Genomic DNA, 23,174 nt, shown 5'->3' with positions numbered 1-23,174 from the left:
CCCGGAGCCCCCGCGAGCCGTTCCGAAGTTACACGCCCCACACCTTCCACTTCGGACGGGTGGCCTTCAGGCCGGCCTCGGCCTTGGCGTACAGCGGACGGGTGCGGCCCTTGTCCGCGCCGAGCGTGCGGGCGCGCTCGAACCAGCCCAGCGCCGTCTCGCGCTGGCCCATGCCCAGCGCCGCCAGCACGGCGTGCAGCCACGTTTCGGCGTCCCAGTCGGCACGGGCGGCAAAGGCGAGCTGGAAGTCGGTCAGCGCTTCCGGAAACTGCTCCATCTCCGTCAGCAGCCGGGCTCGCTGGGCGCGGGGCGCGGCCTGGTCGGCCGGATCGCCCTCGGTCAGCGACACCGCCCGCTCGAACAACGGCAGCGCGCGGGCCGGCTCGGCCAGTTCGTGCCAGATCTGGCCGAAGTGATTGAACAGCCACGCGTCCTCCACCAGCAAGGAGCGGCGTTGCAGGGCTTCGAGCTCGCCCAGGGCGTCGATCTTGTCGTGCTCGTCCATCGCTGCCATGCCCGCCTGCAGCAACGCCGCATAGTGGGCGCGCGCGTGCGCCATGGCGTGGGCGCCGGCGGTGCGGGCCTCCACGGGCAGCGCGTCCAGCCGGGCGTCCATATGGGTGATGGCAGCGCGGGCGGACTCGGTGGCATCGCGCCCGCCCAGCGCGCGCCAGGCGGCCGCGAGCCGGCTGAACGCCCACGTGACATCGGCCGGATTGCGCTCCACCGGGTAGCGGTTCAGCACTTCGCCGGCCAGTTCCACCACCTGCTTGTGCTGGCCCGCCGACGCGTGAGCGTCGAGCAGGTCGATCCAATGGTCGATGAAATCGCTCGCGGCCATGCCCTTGCGGTGCAGCGCCACCTTTTCCTCGACATGGACGGCATCGGCCGGCAGCAGGCGCGCCGTCAGCCGGCACAGCAGCGAGTACAGGTGCGGGTCGGCGTTGCCGCCGTGGCCGTCGGCATCGCCCTCGCCTGTGGAAAAGTAGGCTTCGAAGCGCTCCAGCCCCTTGCGGCAGGTGGCCTCGAGCATCGGCTTCAGGGTCGCCTCGGACGCCGGCACCTCGTCGATGAAGGCCCCCAGCGCCGTGGCGGCGTGGAAGTAGGCGGCGCCGTCGTCGGCATCGGCGGTCATCGCGAAACCCTGCCACGCCGGGGGCGTACCCGGCGCTGCGTCGGCAGATTGATGGCGCCAGGTCAGGTCGCGTACCTGCGCCTGCGGGTCGGGCCGCTGGCGCAGGTAGGTGGCCAGGTCGTCCAGCGCACCGGCGCGGTCGCTGCCCAGCCGCAGCGGGGCGCGCAGGCGGCGCGCCTCGGGGTGATCGGGGTGCTCGGCCAGCACGCGCTCGGCCTCCATGCCCGCCATGGCGTCGCCGGCTTCCGGCGTCAGGTCGAGCAATTCGGGGGAATCGAGCGCGATGCGGGCCAGGCAGATGCGCATCAGCGGCTCGCCAAGCTGGCTGGCGGCGTCGGCGCGGTCTACGTAGTCCTGCACCAGCGGCAGGATGTCGGCGGCGCCCAGGTCCGGCGCGCGATACAGCAGGTCGTGCCAGTAGCGGCCCGCGCGGGCGAAATCGTTGAGCCGGAAGGCGACAAAGCCGGCGTAGAAATGCGCGGCCCACTCGCCCGAGGCCAGCCCGTTGCGGCGCGCGGCCTCGTGTAGCCAGGGCAGCGCCTCGGCGTCCTGTCCCTGGCGCATCAACAGCGTGCCGTAGAGATGGGCGAGCGCGCCGCGCGACGCCCAGCGGTGCACCGGCGCCAGCGACAGCTCGGGCAGACGGGCCATGGCGGCTTCCAGCGCAGCCAGCGCGCCGGGCACATCGTCCTGGTCCGCATGCAGTTGCGCCTGCAGCGCGGCGTAGTCGACCACCTCGGGATGCGCCTCGCAAAGCTGGTCGGCGATCTGTAGCGCCTCGGCGTGGCGCCCGGCGTTGGCTAGCGCAATCGCGTGCTCATAACTGACTTCCTGCACGGACGGCTCCTATGGAAAAAGTATGCAAAAGCGCGATTATGCGCCAACGCCGAGAAAGACCATGGGAAGAACAGCGTGGGAAACCCATCCGCTTTGGCATAAAAAACGCCACCCCGGGGGGTGGCGTCAGTCCGGCAGACGCGCCGGCCGGAGGAAAGCCAGCCGGCGGCCTTGTGTCTTGCGCAGTCAGGGCTTACTTGCCGCCGACCGTTTCCAGCACGGTCCACTTGCCGTCCGCGACCTTGTAGACGGTGATGCCGCCGTCCTTCAGGTCACCGCGGGCGTCATAGGCCAGCGTCTTGGTGGTCACGCCCTGCATGTTGGTGGCGGCCAGCACTGGAAGGTAACGCGCCGGGTCGGCCGAGCCGGCCTTGATCATCGCCGTCATCATGGCGGTGGCGCCGTCATAGGCGTACGGCGAGTAGGTCTGCACCTTGCTGCCGAAGCGTTTTTCGTACTTCTTCTCGTACGCGGAGCCGCCGGGCATCTGGTCCAGCGGCAGGCCGGCCAGCGACACCACCGTGCCATCGGCAGCCGGGCCAGCCAGCTTCAGGAAGTTGTCGGTCTTCGACATTTCGCCCGACACCAGCGGTGCCTTCAGGCCCAGTTCCTTGACCTGCTTGGCCATCGGGGCCGATTGGGTCTCGGCGCCGCCGTAGAAGATCACGTCCGGGTTGCTGCGCTTCAGGTTGGTCAGCACGGCCTTGAAGTCCACCGCCTTGTCGTTGGTGAACTCGCGGCGCACGATCTTGCCGCCAGCGGCCTTGGCGGCCTTCTCGAACTCGTCAGCCAGACCCTGGCCGTAGGCGGTGCGGTCATCGACGATGGCGATGTTCTTGGCACCCAGCTTCTTCACCACGAAGGCGCCGATCACCGAACCCTGCTGGGTGTCGGACGTCATCATGCGGAACGTGGTCTTGAAGCCCTGGCGCGTGTACTCCGGAGCCGTGGCCATGGCGATCTGGGGAATGCCGGCGCGGTTGTAGACCATCGACGCCGGGATGCTGGTGCCCGAGTTGAAGTGGCCGAGCATGCCCTGGATGCCGGAGTCCACCAGCTTCTGGGCGACCACGGAACCCGTCTTGGGATCTGCCTGGTCATCTTCGGAGACCAGCACGAACTTGACATCCTTGCCGCCGATCTTCGGCTTGGTGGCGTTCATGTCCTCGATGGCGAGGACCACGCCGTTCTGCATGTCCTTGCCGTACTGCGCCTGGCCGCCGGTCATCGGGGCGGCGAAGCCCAGCTTGATTTCCTGCGCCTGTGCGAAGGCAGCCTGCGCGGCGGTCAGGCCTGCAACGGCCATGGCAACGGTCATGGCCGTTTTTTGGAATGTCGAGCTCATCAGTTCTCCTTGGGTCCCATTGGGTGCTTAGGGTGCCGTGTTGTAGCTGCGCGGCCGGCCTCCGGCGCGCATCACGGACCGGCGTTGGCAGCACCGCTCCGTTCCTCGGTTGCGCGGCGGGGTCGGGATCGCCGGCCCCCACCGCACGCATCGACAACCGATCAACTAAGGACTTGCTTAATACTTAGCCAATCGTCATCAGACTTGCATTGCCGCCCGCAGCCGCCGTGTTGACGGACAGCGAACGCTCGATCAACAAACGCTCCAGCGCGACATTCGGTTCACCGTGAGCCAACCCCTGCACGCCGACGATGGGACCGGGCCGCTGGGCCACCTGTTCGCAGACGGTACGCAGCTGGTCGGAATCGCCGTGGTGCAGCACCGCGTCGAAAGCGGCGTCCGCGGCCTGCGCATCTTGCCAGTTGGCGGCCAGGCGGACGCGCGATTGTACTGCCTGGGGCAGGCGCGACAGCAAGCCCTTGTTTGCAGTGGTGTCTGGCCACAACGCCTGGGCGCCCACGGCCAGGACGGCGGCCAGTTGGGTGAGCTGGTCGGCCTCTTGCTGGGCCAGGCACAGCACCCGCTCGCGCGGCAGCAGCGAGTAGGTATTGCGCTCGCCGGTGGGGCCGGGCAGCGTCACGGCCAGGCCGGACGGGCTCGCCTCGGCAAAGCGGTCGCAGGCGGCGGCCAGTTCGGGTTGCGAGCCCTGCGCCCACGCCTTCAGCGCGGCCAGGCCGGACGAGACCGGCGCGACCTGTGCCCCGCCATTGGTATCGGCGCCGCGCACGGTACGCGCCACGGCGTCCTGCGGGCACACCGACAGCAGCCGGTGCAGGTAGAGCGGGCCGCCCGCCTTGGGGCCGGTGCCGGACAGGCCCTCGCCACCAAACGGCTGCACGCCGACCACTGCACCCACAATGTTGCGATTCACGTACAGGTTGCCCACATGGGCACGATCCACGATGCGGGCGATGGTTTCGTCGATCCGCGTATGGATGCCCAGCGTCAGGCCGTAGCCGGTGCCGTTGATCTGGTCGATCATCGTGTCGAGCGCGGCGCGCGGGTAGCGCACCACGTGCAGCACCGGGCCGAAGACCTCGCGTTGCAGTTCTTCAAGGCTTTCCAGCTCGATCAGCGTGGGCGGCACGAAGGTGCCGTGGCGGCAGGCGGCGGACTGCGCGGCGCCCGGATCGGCCTGGTGCACGCGGCGGCCCTTGGCGCGCATCGCCTCGATATGACGGACGATGCCGGTACGCGCTTCGTCGTCGATCACCGGGCCGACGTCGGTCGAGAGGCGGTCCGGATTGGCCAGCGTCAGCTCGCCCATCGCGCCCTTGAGCATTTCCAGGATGCGGTCGGCCACGTCTTCCTGCAGGCACAGCACGCGCAGCGCGGAGCAGCGCTGGCCTGCCGAGTCGAAGGCGGAGGACACCACGTCCGCCACCACCTGCTCGGCCAGCGCGGACGAATCCACGATCATCGCGTTCTGGCCGCCGGTCTCTGCGATCAGCGGAATCGGACGGCCGGCGGCGTCCAGGCGGCCGGCGACGTTGYGTTGCAGCAGGCGCGCCACCTCGGTGGAGCCGGTGAACATCACGCCCTTGACGCGGGCATCGCCCACCAGCATGGCGCCGACGGTTTCACCACGGCCCGGCAGCAGTTGCACGGCACCGGCCGGCACACCGGCCTCGCGCAGCAGGCGCACGGCCTGGGCAGCGATCAGCGGGGTCTGCTCGGCCGGCTTGGCCAGCACCGGGTTGCCGGCGGCCAGCGCCGCGGCCACCTGGCCGGTGAAGATCGCCAGCGGGAAGTTCCACGGGCTGATACAGACCACCGGGCCTAGCGGGCGATGGGTATCGTTCGAGAAGCCGTCCCGCACCTGCACCGCGTAGTAGCGCAGGAAGTCGACGGCCTCGCGCACTTCGGCAATCGCGTTCGAGAAGGTCTTGCCGGCCTCGCGCATGATGGTGCCCATCAGCGACTGCATCTGGGCTTCCATCAGATCGGCGGCACGCTCCAGGGCGGCGGCGCGCACCTCGGGCGGCGTGGCCTGCCAGATCGGCGCCACGTTGACGGCGGCGGCGAGCGCGGCCTCGATCTCATCGGGCGTGGCTTCGCTGACGTGGCCCACCACATCGCGGTGGTCGGCCGGGTTCAGCACCGGGGCGAACACGGCGTCGGCGCGCGGTGCATCGCCGCCCAGCAGCGGCTCGGCACGCACGGTGTCGCTGGTGCCGGCCAGCAGCGCCGACGACAACGACGCCAGCCGGTGCTCGTTCGACAGATCGATACCGATCGAATTGGCGCGCGACTTGCCATACAGCGCGCGCGGATGCGGGATGCGGGGGTGGGGCAGGCCGAGCGTGCCTTCGGTCTTGTGCATCTGCTCGACCACGGCCACCGGGTCGGCCACCAGTTCGTCGAGGGCGATGGTGTCGTCGGCAATGCGGTTCACGAACGACGTATTTGCGCCATTTTCGAGCAGGCGGCGGACCAGATAGGCCAGCAGCGTCTCATGCGTGCCCACCGGCGCGTAGATCCGGCAAGGCCGGTTGAACTTGCCCTCGGCGAGGGGGCCCACCACCTGGTCGTACAGCGGCTCGCCCATGCCGTGCAGGCACTGGAACTCGTACTGGCCGGGGTAGTAGTTCTGGCCGGCAATCTGGTAGATCGCCGAAAGCGTGTGCGCGTTGTGCGTGGCGAACTGGGGATAGATCGCATCGGGCACGGACAGCAGCTTGCGCGCGCACGCGATGTACGACACATCGGTGTACACCTTGCGCGTATAGACCGGGTAGCCCTCCAGGCCATCGACCTGCCCGCGCTTGATCTCGCTATCCCAATAGGCGCCCTTGACCAGGCGGATCATCAGGCGGTGCCGGCTGCGCCGCGCGAGGTCGATCACATAGTCGATCACGAACGGGCAGCGCTTCTGGTAGCCCTGCACCACGAAGCCGATGCCGTTCCAGCCGGCCAGATCGGGTTCGAAGCAGAGGCGTTCGAGCAGGTCGAGCGAGATTTCGAGGCGGTCGGCCTCCTCCGCATCGATATTGATGCCGATGTCGTACTGGCGCGCCAGCATCGTCAGGGACTTCAGGCGGCCGTAGAGTTCCGAGATCACGCGCTCGTGCTGAGCGCGGCTATAGCGCGGATGCAGCGCGGACAGCTTGATCGAGATGCCCGGGCCCTCGTAGATGCCCCGGCCGCGCGAGGCCTGGCCGATGGCGTGGATGGCCTGCTCGTAGGAGGCCAGGTAGCGTTGGGCGTCGGCCTCGGTCATGGCGGCTTCGCCGAGCATGTCGTACGAGTAGCGGAAGCCTTCGGCCTCGTATTTCCGGGCGTTGGCGAGCGCCTCCGAGATGGTCTCGCCGGTCACGAACTGCTCGCCCATCAGGCGCATGGCCATGTCCACGCCCTTGCGGATCAGTGGCTCGCCGCCCTTGCCGATGATGCGCGTCAGCGCCTTCGACAGCCCGGACTCCGTATGCGTGGCCACCAGCTTGCCGGTCAGCAGCAGGCCCCAGGTGGCGGCGTTGACGAACAGGGACGGGCTCTGGCCCAGGTGCGACTGCCAGTTGGCGCCGCTGATCTTGTCGCGGATCAGCGCATCACGCGTGGCCTTGTCGGGAATGCGCAGCAGCGCTTCGGCCAGGCACATCAGCGCCACGCCTTCCTGTGACGACAGCGAGAATTCCTGAATCAGGCCCTGCACCAAGCCTTCGCGGCCGGTGCCCACCTTCTGCTCGCGCAGGCGCTGGGCCAGCGTCTTGGCCATCTTGATCGCGGCGTCGGCCTGTTGCTGCGGCAGGCGGGCCTGTTCCAGCAGCACCGGTACGCAATCGGTTTCCGGGCGACGATAGGCCGAGGTAATCGCGGCGCGCAGCACGGACTGCGGCTGGATGCTCTGGGCGAATTCGAGGAATGGCTGCGGGGCGGCATCGCCCGGTTGCACCTCGGTGTCACCGCCCTCGGCGTCTGCGCCGGCGCTGAACCCGCCTTCGTGCGGCAGATGGCCGCGTTCGACCTGCTCCAGATACGTGAAGATCGCCTGCTTGATCAGCCAGTGCGGGGTACGGTCGATCGATTGGGCAACGCGTTTGAGGCGGTCGCGCGAGGCGTCGTCGAGCTTGACGCCGAGGGTGGTGGTGGCCATGCGAGCAGTTCTCCGAAAAGCGGGGGAAGCGGCCACGCGGTCCGCGCGCGGTGCGCACGCGAGCCCCGGCCGCTTCAGGGCTGCCGCGATATTACCCTCGGAAAATTGCGAGGCGCAACCTAGTGCAACCCCTTAGCCTGCGAAGTGGTGCGACGGTTGCACCACTACAACACTTTGCGCCCCGTCTAGATCCGCAGCGGGTCGATCTCCAGCTGCCAGCGCACCCCCTTCACGGCGCTGCCGACCTCGCCAAATGTTTGCACCCACTCGCTCACAAACCGTTGTAAAACCGGGCGCGCGCTCGCTTCCACCAGCATCTGCGCCCGCTCCTTGTTGAAGATGCGCACCATCGACATCGGCACCGGGTCGTGGAGTTGCACCTCTGGCGCCAGCGCACAGGCATCGGCCCGTTCGCGCGCGGCCTGGAGGAAGGCCAGCGCCCGTTCGAGCTGGCCGTGCTCGGCCGTGACCAGCACCTGGTACGCGAACGGCGGCAGGCCGGCCTGACGGCGCTCGCGCAGTTGGCTGGCGGCAAATCCATCATAGTCATGCCGGACCAGCGCCTGCAACGCCGGGGCGTCCGGGTAACGGGTCTGGATCAGGACTTCGCCCGGCAGCCCGGCCCGGCCTGCCCGCCCGGACACCTGCATCAGCGATGCGAACAGGTGCTCGGCGGCGCGGAAGTCGTGACTGAACATCGCGGCGTCCGGATGGACGATGCCGACCAGCGTCACGCGCTGGAAGTCGTGGCCCTTGGCCACCATCTGCGTGCCAACCAGGATGTCGACCTCGCCCGCGTGGACTTCGTCGAACATCGCCTGCGCGGTGCCCTTGCGGCGCGTGGAATCGGCGTCGATCCGGGCGATGCGGGCGTCCGGGAAGCGCGTGGCGAGGGCCTCCTCGATGCGCTGGGTTCCGCGCCCAAGTGGCGCAATGTCGACATTACCGCAATCGGGGCAGTGATGCGGCACCGGCGATTCCAGCCCGCAGTGGTGGCAGCGCAGCCGGCGCTCCGGCCGGTGCAGCACGAGGTACGCCGAGCAACGCGGGCAGCCGGAGAGCCAGCCACAGCTATCGCAGGCCAGCACCGGCGCATAGCCGCGCCGGTTCAGAAACAGCAGGCTTTGCTGGCCGCGTTCCAGCCGTTGCTGGATGGCGTCCAGCAGCGGCACGGACAGCCCTTCGAACAGATGGCGCTGACGCTGCCGTTCATGGTTCAGGTCGATCAGCCGCACCGTGGGCAGCGCGGCGTCTGCCTGGGCGCGCTCGCGCAGCACGAGCTTGCGGTAGGCGCCCTGCTCCGCCCGATGCCAGGTCTCCATCGACGGCGTGGCGGAGCCCAGCACGATGCCAATCTTCAACTGGTTGGCGCGCCAGACGGCCAGATCGCGCGCCGAGTAGCGTAACCCTTCCTGCTGTTTGTATGACGTATCGTGCTCTTCATCGACAACGATCAGCCGCAGGTGCGGCATGGACGCCAGCACCGCCATCCGCGTACCCAGAACGATGCGCGCCTCGCCGCGATGGGCGGCCAGCCATTGCAGGCTGCGCTCCTGATCCGCCAGCCCGCTATGGAGCACGGCCAGCGGCTCGTGCGGGAAGCGGGCGGCGATGCGCGCCTGGAGCTGCGGCGTGAGATTGATCTCAGGCACGAGCATCAGGATCTGCGCGGCGGGGTCGGCGGCCAGCAGGCTCGCCATGGCGTGCAGGTAGACCTCGGTCTTGCCACTGCCGGTCACGCCGTGCAGCAGGAACGGCGCAAAGCCTTCGGCGCTGGCGATGGCGTCCACGGCCTGCCGCTGCTCGTCGTGGAGGGGTGGGGCGACGGAGGGTGGCTGGTCTGGCGCAATATCGAGCAGCCTGCGGGCCGCAATCGACGATTCGATCCAGCCGGCGGCCTCCCATTCGGCCAGCCGGGCCGGGGCGGCGGTGCAGAGCGCGCGGGCGTCGGTCAGGCCGATCCAGTCCGGCGTTGCGGCCAGGGCGGCAGCCAGCGCGTGGGCGGTGCGGGCGCGCGTGGGCACGGCGGCGAGCAAGGCGTCGCCCTGCCCGTCGCGTACCCGGTACTGCGTGCTTTGGGCGCGCTGGCCGAGGCGGTCCCACGTCTCGGCCTCGCGCAGGGAAGGCGGCAGCGCGGGCAGCATGACCTCGCCCAGCCGCCGGTGGTAATAGCGCGCCGCGAAACGCGCCAGCGCCATCCATTCGGCATTCACCGGGGGCATCCAGCCGATATGGCGCTCCACCGGGCGCAGGCGGTCTGCAGGCACATCGCTGCTGGCGGCCATCTGCACGGCCACACCGACCATGCTGCGGCGGCCGAATGGCACCACGACAAGGTCACCCGGCGCCACATCGTGCGCGGCGACGTAGTCGAAGCAATCGTCAGCGGGCGTATCGAGCGCAACGCGCACGATCGGCGCTGGTGCCGGGGCGGGATCGGCTTCCGATGTCTGTGATGTTTGCGCGACGTCGAGCGCCGGGGCGGTCATCGACGGACCCCCGACTGGTGCAGTCCAGATGCGCAATCGTTGTGCATGCGACGCATGGTCGACACCATGAGAAAAGTCCGTGTGCGGCGCAACATCAACTTAAAGTAAAACTTCAAATGTGACCCTAAGTCGATGATCCATGGATGGTTTTCCACCTCCCCCGAAGTGCCTGTGGATAACTTTGTTGAAAAGTCGCTCCATCTTCCCCGGAAGGCGCTTGAATCCAAGGTTCCATCGCTGTCGCGGGCTCGCTTGAAGAAGATTCAAAGTCTTATGAATCAAGGACTTGCGAAGACCCCCCAACTGAGTTAAGGGGTAACCCGCTCGTGCACTGCCGCAAACCTATCAGTGTGCATAAGTCAAGCCTTGACAACGACCCATCGGCACCTTTTTGGAGACAAATCAAAAAATAGTTTACTTGACAGCCCTTGCCGTGAGCCTCCCCGTGCACAAGGCCGGCGCACGGGCCCGCGTCGCTGCGACGCGGGGTATTTCAAACGGCCGGGAGCCTGTGTTAGCGCGCGCCGCGCAGGGTGCGACTGTAACGATGCACTTCGTCCACTAGCACGGAAACACTCTCGGGCGGCGTGAACTGCGAGGTGCCGTGGCCGAGGTTGAACACGTGGCCGTCGCTGCCACCGCCTGCCGCGTAGGTGTCGAGTACGCCACGCACCTGCTCACGAATGGCGGCTTCGGGCGCGAACAGCACCGTCGGATCGATATTGCCCTGCAACGCCACCTGGCCGCCCGTGCGGCGACGGGCCTGGGCGAGGTTCACGGTCCAGTCGAGGCCGATGGCATCCGGGCCGATCTCGGCGATCTGCTCGAGCCAGTGGCCGCCGCCCTTCGTGAAGACAATCGCCGGGATTTGCTGGCCCTCGTGCTCGCGCTTGAGGCCGGCCAGCACGCGGCGCATGTATTCGAGCGAGAAGCGCTGGTACATGCCGTCGGCCAGCGCGCCGCCCCAGGTATCGAACACCATGACGGCCTGGGCGCCTGCTTCGATCTGGGCGTTCAGGTAGGCGGACACCGCCTGGGCGTTGATGTCGAGGATGCGATGCATCAGGTCCGGGCGGCCGTACATCATCGCCTTGACCGTGCGGAAGTCGTCCGAGCCGCCGCCTTCGACCATATAGCAGGCCAGCGTCCACGGGCTGCCCGAGAAGCCGATCAGCGGCACGCGTTGGCGGCCGTCCTGGATCAGCGCGCGGCGGATCTCGCTCACGGCATCGAAAACGTATTGCAGGGAAGCCATGTCCGGCACGGCGAGCTTGGCCACATCCCCTTCCGTGCGCAGCGGGTGCGCGAAACGCGGACCTTCGCCCTGGGCGAACGACAGGCCGAGGCCCATCGCGTCCGGCACGGTGAGGATGTCCGAGAACAGGATCGCGGCGTCGAGCGGGTAGCGATCCAGCGGCTGAAGCGTCACTTCCGTCGCATAGGCGGGATTCTTCGCCAGCCCGAGGAAGCTGCCGGCGCGGGCGCGCGTGGCGTTGTATTCGGGGAGGTAGCGGCCCGCCTGGCGCATCAGCCACAGCGGCGTGTACTCGGTGGGTTGCCGGCGCAGCGCGCGCAGGAAGGTATCGTTCTGCAATGCGGTCATGGTCATCCTCTCAAGACCGCCATTCTAAGGGATGCCCGCCGCCACACGGTGTCCGGGAAAGGTGTCATGCCTCGTCGAAGATGCCGACGAAGGCTTGCGCGGCGCGGCGCATCCACTCGCGGGCGCGCGGCGCGTCCGGCTGCAGGCGCGCGAAGCCGTGGGTCATACCGCTGGCCTCGATCGTGACGACCGGGGCGTCGTGGCGCACGAGAAAATCGGCGTAGGCGAGGCCGTCATCGCGCAATACGTCGTTGGCGGCGACCAGCACCACGCTGGCCGGCGGCAGCCGCGAGGGCGCGGTGGCCATCAAATGGATGCGCGGGTCGGTGGCCTCGGGGCCACACACCAGGGCATCGGCGCCGATGAATTGGGTCCAGAACCAGGCCATCTCGTCACGCGTCAGGCCCGGACCGTCGGCGAAGGCGCGGTAGCTCTCCGTGGTCAGCACCGGTGCGGTGACCGGATAGATCAGCAGCTGCGCGTTGACGACCGGGGCGCCGGCGGCGGCATTGACCTCGCGGGCGGCCACGGCGGCGAGGTGCGCGCCCGCGCTGTCGCCGGCCACGGCGAGGAAGGCCGGATCGACGTCGAGCGCCTCGCGCATTGTCGCCAGCGCGCGCACGGCGCCGATCGCGTCATCGCACGGCGCAGGAAAAGCGTGTTCCGGGGCGAGCCGGTAATCGACGCTGGCCACCACGCAACCCGTGTCTTCGGCCAGCAAGGCGGCCACCGTGTGGTGGGTGCGCGGCGAGCCAACCACCCAGCCGCCGCCATGGAAATAGACGATCAGGCGTGGGCGTTCCACATCGGCAGGACGGAACAGGCGCACAGGCAGCGACGCCGTGCCGGTCTCGATCGTGATGTCGGTAACGGCCATGCCCGCCGGGTCGTCGATTAACGACTGCGCGGCCACCTCGTCGAAGCGGGCGCGGCGCGCGGGCGCATCAACGGGTACGGGCTGGCCGGCGTAATGCTCGGCCATGCGTTGGTAGTAGGCGAGAATCTGGGGGTCGATGGCCATGGCGCGTCGTGGAAAATCTGAACTGGCGCCAGTGTAATCGCCCGGCGGACGGGCGACGAAGGAAACAAAGCGGCGAAGGGTGCGCTTGAACCGTATCGAATCGTAACGCTAGAGGCGCTACCGAACACAGTTTTAAAGCGGGAGTTTTCTTTATCCCCCAAAAGTGGGGAGTACGGATTATGCATTCGCAGAAAACCTAATGCATTCAGTAGCCTAGCGCTTAAATGTCTTAACATTGGCTTGCCGGGGCTGCGGCGATCCGTGTGCAGATTGGGCCCCGATCGGCGCATAAAAGCGTCTAAAACGCCGGTTTCTTACTCGCCGGGCTTTCAACTACTTGCAAAACGATACATTTTGTTACTGCCATCCCCAGAAGTTTCCCCCACAATGCATTGACACACCGAAGCGCTGGTGTGAAGTGTCCCCACCCGTAAAGCATTGAAAAATAAGGGGATGCGGAAGAAAGCCTGAAGAGTTTGCTTGGCAGTATCCCGATTTTCCGGACCAGCAAGTCAGAACTTGCCGATCCGGAGCACCAGGAAAGACCGATCGGCGCGTGGCTTGAGTTTCCCCGGACGTGATGTCGGAGACCTCGCCAAGGATGCGGAGAGAAGACTCCGATGCGCTCGTGAGTAAATCCTGGACCGAACCCGTTCCTTCGAATTGACCCCTCGAAGGGATTTTCCCGTCCGCGCGGAGCCTCCCCGGCCCGCGCGCTTTTTTTTGTGGTCCAGGCAGGAAAATATAGCGCCCGTCGAACAAAAAAGGCAGCCACATGGCTGCCTTTTTCCATGGCGCACCGAAAAAACAACAGGTGCGCCAGTCCTACTTAACTGCTTACTTCTTACGACGCAGACGGGCGATGGCAGCCAGCTGCGCAGCGGCCACGGCCAGCTCGCTTTGTGCGCGCGCCAGGTCCAGGTCGCTGCCCTGGTTCTGCATCAGTTCCTCGGCCGCACGCTTGGCGTCCTGCGCCTTGGCTTCGTCCAGATCGCTACCGCGGATGGCGGTATCGGCCAGCACAGTTACGTGCTTCGGCTGGACTTCGAGAATACCGCCGGCAACGAACACGAACTCTTCGCTACCGTCTTCCTTCTCGATGCGCACCGCACCCGGTTGGATGCGGGTGATCAGCGGCGTGTGGCCCGGCAGAATACCCAGTTCACCCGTCTCGCCCGGCAACGCCACGAACTTCGCCTGACCGGAGAAGATCGACGCTTCCGCGCTGACGACGTCTACAAGAATGGTTGCCATATCAGATCCTTTCTCCTGAAAGCGTTAGCTTCCCGATACCAGGAAGCAAGTTTTCGCCTCCACGCGGGCCGCGGCAGTTGCCACGGTGCATGAAGGCGAAACACACCGCTTACTGGAGCTTCTTGGCCTTCTCGAAGGCTTCGTCGATCGAACCGACCATGTAGAACGCCTGTTCCGGCAGGTGATCGCACTCGCCATCCACCAGCATCTTGAAACCACGGATGGTTTCCTTCAGCGGCACGTACTTGCCCGGCGAACCCGTGAACACTTCGGCCACGTGGAACGGCTGCGACAGGAAACGTTGGATCTTACGGGCGCGGGACACAGCCAGCTTGTCTTCCGGCGACAGTTCGTCCATGCCCAGAATCGCGATGATGTCGCGCAGTTCCTTGTAGCGCTGCAGGGTCTGCTGTACGCGGCGGGCCACTTCGTAGTGTTCCGTGCCGACGACTTGCGGATCCAGCTGACGCGACGTGGAGTCGAGCGGGTCAACGGCCGGGTAGATACCCAGCGCTGCGATGTCACGCGACAGCACCACGGTCGAGTCCAAGTGCAGGAAGGTCGTGGCGGGCGACGGGTCGGTCAAGTCATCCGCAGGCACGTACACGGCCTGGATCGACGTGATCGAGCCAGTCTTGGTCGACGTGATGCGCTCCTGCAGCTTGCCCATTTCCTCGGCCAGCGTCGGCTGGTAGCCCACGGCGGAAGGCATACGGCCCAGCAGTGCGGACACTTCGGTACCGGCCAGCGTGTAGCGGTAGATGTTGTCCACGAAGAACAGGATGTCGCGGCCTTCGTCACGGAAGCGCTCGGCCATCGTCAGGCCGGTCAGCGCCACGCGCAGACGGTTGCCCGGCGGCTCGTTCATCTGGCCGAACACCATGGCCACCTTGTCGAGCACGTTCGAGTCCTTCATTTCGTGGTAGAAGTCGTTCCCTTCACGGGTACGCTCGCCCACGCCGGCGAACACCGACAAACCGCTGTGCTGCTTGGCGATGTTGTTGATGAGCTCCATCATGTTCACGGTCTTGCCCACGCCGGCGCCGCCGAACAGGCCAACCTTACCGCCCTTTGCGAACGGGCAGACCAGGTCGATCACCTTGATGCCGGTTTCCAGCAGGTCCACCGACGGCGACAGTTCGTCGAACTTCGGGGCCTTCTGGTGGATGCCGCGCAGCTCGTCAGCCTGGATCGGGCCGGCTTCGTCGATGGGACGACCCAGCACGTCCATGATGCGGCCCAGCGTGCCGTGGCCAACCGGCACGGAGATGGCAGCGCCAGTGCTCTTGACCGGCATGCCGCGGCGCAGGCCGTCGGACGAGCCCAGGGCAATCGTACGCACCACGCCGTCGCCCAGCTGCTGCTGCACTTCGAAGGTCAGGCCCTTCTCGGCAAACGACGAGTCGCCGGATTCTTCCAGCACGAGCGCCTCGTACACCTTCGGCATTGCGTCACGCGGGAACTCGATGTCCACCACGGCGCCAATGCACTGCACAATATTTCCGATACTCATTTCGTATCTCCGATAGCTTGAATACTTGACGCCTTAGACCGCAGCGGCACCGCTGACGATTTCCGACAGTTCCTTGGTGATCGCTGCCTGACGGGTCTTGTTGTAGACCAGTTGCAGTTCGCCGATCACGTTCTTGGCGTTGTCGGAAGCAGCCTTCATGGCCACCATGCGCGCCGATTGCTCGGACGCCATGTTCTCGGCCACGGCCTGGTACACCAGCGCTTCGACGTAGCGGACGAGCAGCTCTTCCACCACGGTCTGGGCGTCAGGCTCGTAGATGTAATCCCACGAGTAGGCACGCTTTTCGTCTTCGGTCTGGCTGAGCTTGTCGGCTGCCAGCGGCAGCAGTTGCTCGACCATCGGCTCCTGCTTCATCGTATTGATGAACTTGGTGTACGCCAGGTACACCACGTCGACCTCGCCATTGGCGAATGCGTCGAGCTGGACCTTGATCGCGCCGATCAGCTTTTCCAGATGCGGGGTGTCACCGAGGTGCACCACATGCGAGACCACCTTGGCGCCAATGCGGCCCAGGAACTGCATGCCCTTGGTACCGATCGCGGTCGCTTGTACGTCCACGTTGCGGCCCTGCAGGGTCTTCAGTTCGTTGGTCACCGCGCGCAGCACGTTCGTGTTCATGCCGCCGCACAGGCCCTTGTCCGTCGTCACCACGATCATGCCAGCGCGCTTTACATCGCGGGCCTGCATGAACGGATGCTTGAACTCGGGGTTGGCCGTAGCCAGGTGCGCCGCGATATTCCGCACTTTCTCGGCGTAGGGGCGGGCATTCCGCATCCGTTCCTGCGCCTTGCGCATCTTGGACGCGGCGACCATCTCCATCGCCTTGGTGATCTTGCGCGTGTTCTGCACGCTCTTGATCTTGGTTCGAATCTCTTTCGTTCCGGCCATATCTTCCTCTCCATTCGTTTCGCGCCGCGCCACCGTTACTCCGGGCGCGCGGCACGATCCGTGGAATTACGCGGTTAGAACGCGGCGGACTTCCTGAAATCCTCGATCGCGGCACGCAGTGCGGCCTCGTCGTCCTTCGACAGATCCTTGGTATCTTCGATGCGGTTGACGAGATCGGCGAACTTGGTCTTCAGGTGGTCGTGGAGGCCCTTCTCGAACGGCAGGATGTCCTTCACGTCCACGTTGTCCAGGAAGCCATTGTTCGCGGCGTACAGCGACGCGGCCAGTTGCCACACCTGCAGCGGCTGGTACTGCGGCTGCTTCAGCAGTTCCGTCACGCGGCGGCCGCGCTCCAGCTGCTTGCGGGTGGCATCGTCCAGGTCCGAGGCGAACTGCGCGAACGCAGCCAGTTCACGGTACTGGGCCAGGTCGGTACGGATACCGCCGGACAGCTTCTTGATGACCTTGGTCTGGGCAGCACCACCGACGCGCGACACCGAGATACCGGCGTTGATAGCGGGGCGGATACCGGCGTTGAACAGGTCGGTTTCCAGGAAGATCTGGCCGTCGGTGATCGAGATCACGTTGGTCGGCACGAAGGCGGACACGTCGCCAGCCTGCGTTTCGATCACGGGCAGCGCGGTCAGCGAGCCGGTCTTGCCGGTCACGGCGCCGTTGGTGAACTTCGACACGTAGTCTTCGTTCACGCGGGCAGCACGCTCGAGCAGACGCGAGTGCAGGTAGAAGACGTCGCCGGGGTAGGCTTCGCGGCCCGGCGGGCGGCGCAGCAGCAGCGACACCTGGCGGTAGGCCCAGGCTTGCTTGGTCAGGTCGTCATAGACGATCAGCGCGTCTTCGCCGCGGTCGCGGAAGTACTCGCCCATCGTGCAGCCGGCGTAGGCAGCCAGGTACTGCATGGCAGCCGAGTCCGAAGCGGCGGCGGCCACGACGACGGTGTATTCCATCGCGCCGTGCTCTTCCAGCTTGCGCACCACGTTGGCGATCGTCGAAGCCTTCTGGCCGATTGCCACGTACACGCAGAAGACGCCCTTGCCCTTCTGGTTGATGATGGCATCGACAGCCACGGCGGTCTTGCCGGTCTGGCGGTCGCCAATGATCAGCTCACGCTGGCCACGGCCGATCGGCACCATCGCGTCGATCGACTTCAGGCCGGTCTGCACCGGCTGGCTCACCGACTGACGTGCGATCACGCCCGGGGCCACCTTCTCGATCACGTCCGTTTCCTTGGCGTTGATCGGGCCCTTGCCGTCGATCGGCTGGCCCAGCGTGTTCACCACGCGGCCCAGCAGTTCGCGTCCCACCGGCACTTCCAGAATGCGGCCGGTGCACTTCACCGTGTCGCCTTCGGAAATGTGTTCGTACTCACCCAGCACCACGGCGCCCACGGAGTCACGCTCCAGGTTCAGCGCCAGGCCAAAGGTGTTGCCGGGGAATTCCAGCATCTCGCCCTGCATCACGCCGGACAGGCCGTGCACGCGGCAGATACCATCGGTCACGGAGATCACCGTGCCGGTGTTGCGCACTTCAGCGTCGGCGCCAAGACCCGAGATGCGGGACTTGATCAGCTCGCTGATTTCTGAGGGGTTCAGTTGCATCACAATGCTCCTAATTCTTCAATCCGTCGGCCGTTGCGGTCAGGCGGTCAGCGCGGCTTGCATGGCGGCCAGGCGCGCGCGCACGGAGGTGTCGAGCACTTCGTCGCCGACCTTGACGCTCACGCCGCCGATCAGGGACGGGTCCACCGCCACCTGTGCGTACAGCTTGCGGCCGAACTTGCGTTCGAGTGCGGCGACCAGTTCGTTGACTTGCGAGGTCTCCAGCGGGAAAGCGCTGGTGATCTCGACGTCGGACGACCCCTCGCGGGCGTTCTTGAGCGCATGGAACTGTTCGGCGATTTCCGGCAGCACCGTCAGGCGGTGGTTCTCCGCCAGCAGGTTCACGAAGCGGCGTGCCTCGTCGTTGACCGGGCTCTTCAGCACCGACTGGAACACTTCCGCCAGCTTCTGGGCGGAAACGTTCGGATCGTCGGCAAGCGCCTTCATGTCGGGATTGGCAGCAACCTGCCCCATCTCCGACACCAGTTCGGACCATGCACCCAGGTTGCCTGCACCGGCTTCGCTCGCGACGCGGAACAGCGCCTCGGCGTAGGGACGGGCAATGGTTGCGGTTTCAGCCATGATTAGAGCTCAGCCTTGAGTTGATTGAGCAGGTCGGCGTGCACCTGCGCGTTCACTTCACGCTTGAGGATCTGCTCGGCGCCCTTCACGGCCAGCGTGGCGACCTGGTCGCGCAGCTGTTCGCGAGCGCGGGTCACTTGCTGATCCGCCTCGGCCTTGGCCTGGGCGATGATGCGTGCGGCTTCTGCCTGGGCGTTCTGCTTGATCTCGTCGGCCGTCAGCTGGGCGCGCTTCTCGGCGTCAGCGACGCGTTGAGCACCCTCGGTGCGGGCTTCGGCCATAGCCTGGTCCACACGCTTGTTAGCGAGTTCGAGCTCGGCCTTGCCTTTTTCGGCAGCGGCGAGGCCATCGGCGATCTTCTTTGCGCGTTCGTCGAGCGCCTTCACCAGCGGCGGCCAAATGAATTTGGCAACAACCCACCACAGGATGAAGAACACGACCATCTGCGCAAAAAACGTTGCGTTCAGATTCATGGTGTGTTCCTTTCGGTAATCAAACTACAGATAAATGCACAAGGGCGGCCAGGCCATCGGACTGAGGCCTGCGCCGCCCGTCAGCATCATGCAGACCGAAAAGACTTACTGAATGACAGCCAGCAGCGGGTTGGCGAAGGCGAACAGCATTGCAACACCCACGCCGATCAGGAATGCCGCGTCGATCAGGCCAGCCAGCAGGAACATCTTGGTTTGCAGCGGGTTCATCAGCTCGGGCTGACGTGCGCATGCCTCGATGTACTTACCGCCCATCAGGGCGATACCCAGGCAGGCACCGATGGCGCCCAGACCGATGATGATGCCGATGCCGATAGCGGTCAGACCCTGGATGTTGGCGAGATATGCTTGCATGATGACTCCTTTAAATTGAGAGAGACTTAGAACCAAAAAACCAAAAAACCAAAAACCTTGAAATCAGTGGTGATCGTGAGCCTGGCCGATGTACACCAGCGTCAGCATCATGAAAATGAATGCCTGCAGCAGCACGATCAGGATGTGGAAGATGGCCCAGACGGCGCCAGCAATCACGTGACCGACGAAGCCCAGCGCGGACAGGTCGCCGCTGAACGTCCAGATCGAACCCAGCAGCGCGATCAGCAGGAACACCAGTTCGCCGGCGTACATGTTGCCGAACAACCGCATGCCGAGCGAGACGGCCTTGGCCAGGTATTCGATGACGTTCAGGATCAGGTTGAACGGGGCCAGGTACCACTTGGCGCCGAACGGGGCCGAGAACAGTTCGTGCATGAAGCCGCCCACGCCCTTGATCTTGAAGCTGTAGTAGATCATCAGCACCAGCACGGCACAGGACATGCCCAGCGTGCCGTTCAGGTCGGCAGTGGCCACGGCGCGGTGGTGCGGCAGGTGGATGTGGAACACGCCCAGCAGGTGGTTCAGGCCGGTGACCCAGTCCACGGGGATCAAGTCGATCGCGTTCATCACGGTGATCCAGCAGAACACCATCAGTGCCAGCGGGGCGATCCACGAGCGGTCGCCGTGGATGATGCCCTTGGCCTGGTCGTCCACCATCTCGACGATCATTTCCACGAAGGCCTGGAAGCGGCCCGGCACGCCAGGCGTCACGCGGCGCGCGGCGGCGTAGAGGAACGAGAGTGCGAGCACGCCGCACAGGACGGACCAGAACACCGTGTCATAGTTGATGACACTGAAATCGACCACGGAATGCTGCTTCCCGCCGATCGAATTCAAGTTCTGCAAATGTTCGGCGATATAGCCTGAGGGTGTGAGCGTATGCCCTGCGCCTTGCGTAGCTTCTGCTGACATGTCGTTGCGAACCGTATATTGCGAAATGGATAGGTACTGGCCCCCGCTCTGGCGGAAGCCCGGTACGCGTCTTGCATGGCCTTCGGTCACGTGACCGGTCACCGCCCGGCAAGCCGCCTCGTTGTTCTGGGCAAACCTTGCTCACGCGGCACTGGCCCCTTCGTGGGCCCGCCGCGCGTGAAACTGAAACCTCTTGATATTCCGGAGGGGTGCCTCATTTGAATCGGCAGCCGACCCTTGCATCCGGCCACCGCTTCAGGAATCCACTCAGCGAATCGCGAGTGCCACCCAATATGTCTTCAGCGCCAACAGGAACGTGACCAGCATCGGTACCCAGCGCAGATCGCGGTACAGCACCACCACCAGCACGAACAGTGCGACGGTGCCGAAGACCTTGATCGCCTCGCCGGCCACCAGGCCGCCGACCGACGGCTGCCCGCGCGACATCCACAGGCGCAGCGCGAAGAAACCGCTCGGCACGAAACACACCGTGCCGCCAAAGAACGCCGACCAGCCCGACGCCGCCTGCTCCTGCGCGAACACCGCCCAGGCCAAGGCCGACAGCAGCGTCACAACAACCTGCGCCATCACCACCCTGGCTGGTGTCATCCGCGACGGGCGCAGCGCACGCTCGCCCAGCAGCGTCACCGCATCGGCACGCGATAGCGGATCGACAGCCTGTTCTTCATTCGCGCCATCATCGTCCCAGTCATCATCCCGATCGCTCCAGTCGTCGTAACGACGAGCGGTATTCGGTTGATCCGGAGACGCTGCACGGTCCAGCGAAGGGTCTTGCTGTCGGTCTCGTACCACCACCTGCCTAGCCTCGTTCCAGGCCGGAACTTTTCGGGTCCGGCCAGAATTCAAACCGCACGATTCTACGGGGAATCCACGAGACGAGTCAATCTGCTTTCAGTTAGCTTGCAGCAAGTTGCGCACAACGGTTGCTATCACGCCTCCATGATGGCTGGCGGGATATTGCGCGGCAATGACGCAAGACGTAATTGGATTGCGCGCGCAACGGGCCGCATGATGGCGATTTGACCTGCGCGCGAGCGGTGCACCCTGCCCTTCGACGGTGCAGGCCGTTCGGTTATCGCGCAGATTGTGGGAAGCGCCGCGACGGACATCGCGGCATTGTCGCAACAGGCCGACAACCGCGTGCCTCCGGGGCACAAAGCGGTTGCCGTAACGCGCGGATGACGCTAGGCCACGCGCTGGCCGTCCGCAGGCTCGCGCAGGCGGGTGAGCACGCCGTCGAGGGCGTCGTTACTGGTGAAGTGGATCGTCAGCTGACCCTTGCCGCGCGCGCCGAGCTTGATCTGCACGGCCAGGCCCAGCGTATCGGACAATTCTTCTTCCAGGCGCGCCACGTCACGCGTGCCGTTGCCGGTCTTCTGCTTGAGCGACTTGAGGTCGAACGGCTTGAGCGTCGACGTGACCAGCTTCTCGGTCTCGCGCACCGACAATCGCTTGTTGACGATCTGGTTGGCGAGCGTGATCTGGTTGGCGCCGTCGACGGCCAGCAGCGCGCGCGCGTGACCCATGTCGAGATCGCCCGCCATCAGCATCGTCTGCACGGGATTGGCCAGGTTCAACAGCCGCAGCAGGTTCGACACCGCGCTGCGCGAGCGGCCGACCGACTCGGCGGCCTGCTCGTGCGTGAACTGGAATTCACGGATCAAGCGCATGATGCCCTGCGCTTCCTCGAGCGGGTTCAGGTCTTCACGCTGGATGTTCTCGATCAGCGCCATCGCGGCGGCGGCCTCGTCGGCCACGTCCTTCACGAGCACCGGCACCTTGTCCAGGCCCGCGATCTTCGAGGCGCGGAAGCGGCGTTCACCAGCGATGATCTCGTAGCGGTCCGGCTCGGCCACACGGCGCACGAGGATCGGCTGCATCAGCCCCTGCGCGCGGATGCTCGCGGCCAACTCCTGCAGCGCACCCTCGTCCATGCGCGTGCGCGGCTGGTACTTGCCCGGCTGCAGCTGTTCCAGGCGCAGCACGGTGGGCGCGCCCTCCTGCTTCGCGGTCTCGACGATCTCGGCGGGGCCGCCCAGCAGTGCCTCCAGTCCACGGCCGAGGCCCTTCTTCTTCGCGGTACTCATGGTCGCCATCCTTCTATCCTAATCCGCGACGCTCAACCGAGCTGCCGCACGCGCGCGATCATCTCCGCGCCGAAATCGAGATACGCCTTGGCGCCCTTCGACGCGGCGTCGAACGCCACGCCCGGCATGCCATAGGACGGAGCCTCGGCCAGCCGCACGTTGCGCGGAATCACGGTCTTGAACACCTTGTCGCCGAAGTGGGCCTCCAGCTGCGCCGACACCTGCTGCTGCAGCGTCACGCGCGGGTCGAACATCACGCGCAGCAGGCCGATCACCTTCAGCTCGCGGTTCAGGTTCGCGTGGACCTGCTTGATCGTGTTGACGAGGTCCGAGAGGCCCTCCAGCGCGAAGTACTCGCACTGCATCGGCACGATCACGCCGTGCGCCGCGCAGAGGCCGTTCAGCGTCAGCAGCGACAGCGACGGCGGGCAGTCGATCAGCACGAAGTCGTACTCGCCATCCACCTCGGCCAGCGCCTGCTTGAGCCGGCGCTCACGCTGGTCCAACTCGACGAGTTCCACCTCGGCACCGGCCAGTTCGCGGTTGGCGGGCACCACGTCGTAGCGGCCGGACTCGGAACGCTGGCGCGCCTGCTGCACCGTCGACAGCCCCACGAGCACCTGGTACACGCTGTGTTCGAGCGACTGCTTGTCGATGCCGGAGCCCATCGAGGCATTGCCCTGCGGATCGAGGTCCACCAGCAACACGCGCTGCCCCTGTGCAGCCAGCCCGGCGGCCAGATTCACCGTGGTGGTGGTCTTGCCCACACCGCCCTTCTGGTTGGCGATCACGAATACCTTGGCCATAGGCGCTTGCTGCTCCTCAGTGCTT

General features: G+C 65.8%; 17 protein-coding genes. All 17 read right to left on the bottom strand.

Annotation, left to right across the window (positions count from 1 at the left end):
* Positions 1-28 precede the first annotated feature (28 nt).
* The 17 genes from AC1DP9_RS19130 to AC1DP9_RS19050 all read right to left on the bottom strand — a co-directional run bounded on the left by AC1DP9_RS19130 (position 29) and on the right by AC1DP9_RS19050 (position 23,149).
* Entirely contained in the window at positions 29-1,972 is a 1,944-nt protein-coding gene (locus AC1DP9_RS19130) for a tetratricopeptide repeat protein (RefSeq protein ID WP_477108225.1), read from the bottom strand.
* Positions 1,973-2,165: 193 nt separating this feature from the next.
* The gene (locus AC1DP9_RS19125) at positions 2,166-3,317 is read right to left on the bottom strand and encodes a branched-chain amino acid ABC transporter substrate-binding protein (protein ID WP_092300309.1); all 1,152 of its coding nucleotides are present in this window, start codon (positions 3,315-3,317) and stop codon (positions 2,166-2,168) included.
* 184 nt (positions 3,318-3,501) lie between these two features.
* Positions 3,502-7,470, bottom strand: coding sequence for a trifunctional transcriptional regulator/proline dehydrogenase/L-glutamate gamma-semialdehyde dehydrogenase (putA, locus tag AC1DP9_RS19120; protein ID WP_477108224.1), 3,969 nt, complete (start codon positions 7,468-7,470; stop codon positions 3,502-3,504).
* A 185-nt stretch (positions 7,471-7,655) separates the two neighbouring features.
* The gene (locus AC1DP9_RS19115; protein WP_477108223.1) at positions 7,656-9,959 is read right to left on the bottom strand and encodes a primosomal protein N'; all 2,304 of its coding nucleotides are present in this window, start codon (positions 9,957-9,959) and stop codon (positions 7,656-7,658) included.
* A gap of 514 nt (positions 9,960-10,473) precedes the next feature.
* The gene (gene hemE / locus AC1DP9_RS19110; RefSeq protein ID WP_477108222.1) at positions 10,474-11,562 is read right to left on the bottom strand and encodes a uroporphyrinogen decarboxylase; all 1,089 of its coding nucleotides are present in this window, start codon (positions 11,560-11,562) and stop codon (positions 10,474-10,476) included.
* Between the two features lie 64 nt (positions 11,563-11,626).
* Positions 11,627-12,583 (bottom strand): alpha/beta hydrolase, encoded by a 957-nt coding sequence (locus AC1DP9_RS19105; RefSeq protein WP_477108221.1) that lies wholly within the window; start codon positions 12,581-12,583, stop codon positions 11,627-11,629.
* A gap of 837 nt (positions 12,584-13,420) precedes the next feature.
* Positions 13,421-13,837, bottom strand: coding sequence for a F0F1 ATP synthase subunit epsilon (locus AC1DP9_RS19100; protein WP_092300321.1), 417 nt, complete (start codon positions 13,835-13,837; stop codon positions 13,421-13,423).
* Between the two features lie 109 nt (positions 13,838-13,946).
* Positions 13,947-15,350 carry a F0F1 ATP synthase subunit beta gene (gene atpD / locus AC1DP9_RS19095; RefSeq protein WP_092300324.1) on the bottom strand — a complete coding sequence of 468 codons (1,404 nt, stop codon included), beginning with the start codon at positions 15,348-15,350 and terminating at the stop codon, positions 13,947-13,949.
* A 33-nt stretch (positions 15,351-15,383) separates the two neighbouring features.
* On the bottom strand, positions 15,384-16,259 hold the full coding sequence (gene atpG / locus AC1DP9_RS19090) for a F0F1 ATP synthase subunit gamma (protein WP_092300327.1): 876 nt from the start codon (positions 16,257-16,259) through the stop codon (positions 15,384-15,386).
* 74 nt (positions 16,260-16,333) lie between these two features.
* The gene (atpA, locus tag AC1DP9_RS19085; RefSeq protein WP_092300331.1) at positions 16,334-17,875 is read right to left on the bottom strand and encodes a F0F1 ATP synthase subunit alpha; all 1,542 of its coding nucleotides are present in this window, start codon (positions 17,873-17,875) and stop codon (positions 16,334-16,336) included.
* A gap of 39 nt (positions 17,876-17,914) precedes the next feature.
* Positions 17,915-18,457, bottom strand: coding sequence for a F0F1 ATP synthase subunit delta (locus AC1DP9_RS19080; protein WP_092300334.1), 543 nt, complete (start codon positions 18,455-18,457; stop codon positions 17,915-17,917).
* Between the two features lie 2 nt (positions 18,458-18,459).
* Positions 18,460-18,930 (bottom strand): F0F1 ATP synthase subunit B, encoded by a 471-nt coding sequence (locus tag AC1DP9_RS19075; RefSeq protein ID WP_092300337.1) that lies wholly within the window; start codon positions 18,928-18,930, stop codon positions 18,460-18,462.
* 105 nt (positions 18,931-19,035) lie between these two features.
* Entirely contained in the window at positions 19,036-19,302 is a 267-nt protein-coding gene (gene atpE, locus AC1DP9_RS19070; protein WP_092138471.1) for a F0F1 ATP synthase subunit C, read from the bottom strand.
* A 63-nt stretch (positions 19,303-19,365) separates the two neighbouring features.
* Positions 19,366-20,235, bottom strand: coding sequence for a F0F1 ATP synthase subunit A (gene atpB, locus AC1DP9_RS19065; RefSeq protein WP_092300340.1), 870 nt, complete (start codon positions 20,233-20,235; stop codon positions 19,366-19,368).
* A 267-nt stretch (positions 20,236-20,502) separates the two neighbouring features.
* On the bottom strand, positions 20,503-21,051 hold the full coding sequence (locus tag AC1DP9_RS19060) for an ATP synthase subunit I (protein WP_477108220.1): 549 nt from the start codon (positions 21,049-21,051) through the stop codon (positions 20,503-20,505).
* 389 nt (positions 21,052-21,440) lie between these two features.
* The gene (locus tag AC1DP9_RS19055; protein WP_092300434.1) at positions 21,441-22,343 is read right to left on the bottom strand and encodes a ParB/RepB/Spo0J family partition protein; all 903 of its coding nucleotides are present in this window, start codon (positions 22,341-22,343) and stop codon (positions 21,441-21,443) included.
* A gap of 32 nt (positions 22,344-22,375) precedes the next feature.
* A complete protein-coding gene (locus tag AC1DP9_RS19050; protein WP_092300345.1) occupies positions 22,376-23,149 on the bottom strand; it encodes a ParA family protein in 774 nt (257 codons plus the stop codon).
* Between the last annotated feature and the right edge of the window lie 25 nt (positions 23,150-23,174).

The sequence above is a fragment of the Cupriavidus sp. 01L43 genome (assembly GCF_056399925.1).
This window is presented reverse-complemented; position numbering and strand designations above follow the sequence as displayed.

Excerpts from the sequence above, each read along its gene's own strand:
- AC1DP9_RS19125 (WP_092300309.1), bottom strand. The coding sequence starts at position 3,317 with ATGAGCTCGACATTCCAAAAAACGGCCATGACCGTTGCCATGGCCGTT.
- AC1DP9_RS19115 (WP_477108223.1), bottom strand. The coding sequence starts at position 9,959 with ATGACCGCCCCGGCGCTCGACGTCGCGCAAACATCACAGACATCGGAA.
- hemE (WP_477108222.1), bottom strand. The coding sequence starts at position 11,562 with ATGACCGCATTGCAGAACGATACCTTCCTGCGCGCGCTGCGCCGGCAA.
- AC1DP9_RS19105 (WP_477108221.1), bottom strand. The coding sequence starts at position 12,583 with ATGGCCATCGACCCCCAGATTCTCGCCTACTACCAACGCATGGCCGAG.
- AC1DP9_RS19100 (WP_092300321.1), bottom strand. The coding sequence starts at position 13,837 with ATGGCAACCATTCTTGTAGACGTCGTCAGCGCGGAAGCGTCGATCTTC.
- atpD (WP_092300324.1), bottom strand. The coding sequence starts at position 15,350 with ATGAGTATCGGAAATATTGTGCAGTGCATTGGCGCCGTGGTGGACATC.
- atpG (WP_092300327.1), bottom strand. The coding sequence starts at position 16,259 with ATGGCCGGAACGAAAGAGATTCGAACCAAGATCAAGAGCGTGCAGAAC.
- atpA (WP_092300331.1), bottom strand. The coding sequence starts at position 17,875 with ATGCAACTGAACCCCTCAGAAATCAGCGAGCTGATCAAGTCCCGCATC.
- AC1DP9_RS19080 (WP_092300334.1), bottom strand. The coding sequence starts at position 18,457 with ATGGCTGAAACCGCAACCATTGCCCGTCCCTACGCCGAGGCGCTGTTC.
- AC1DP9_RS19075 (WP_092300337.1), bottom strand. The coding sequence starts at position 18,930 with ATGAATCTGAACGCAACGTTTTTTGCGCAGATGGTCGTGTTCTTCATC.
- atpE (WP_092138471.1), bottom strand. The coding sequence starts at position 19,302 with ATGCAAGCATATCTCGCCAACATCCAGGGTCTGACCGCTATCGGCATC.
- atpB (WP_092300340.1), bottom strand. The coding sequence starts at position 20,235 with ATGTCAGCAGAAGCTACGCAAGGCGCAGGGCATACGCTCACACCCTCA.
- AC1DP9_RS19055 (WP_092300434.1), bottom strand. The coding sequence starts at position 22,343 with ATGAGTACCGCGAAGAAGAAGGGCCTCGGCCGTGGACTGGAGGCACTG.
- AC1DP9_RS19050 (WP_092300345.1), bottom strand. The coding sequence starts at position 23,149 with ATGGCCAAGGTATTCGTGATCGCCAACCAGAAGGGCGGTGTGGGCAAG.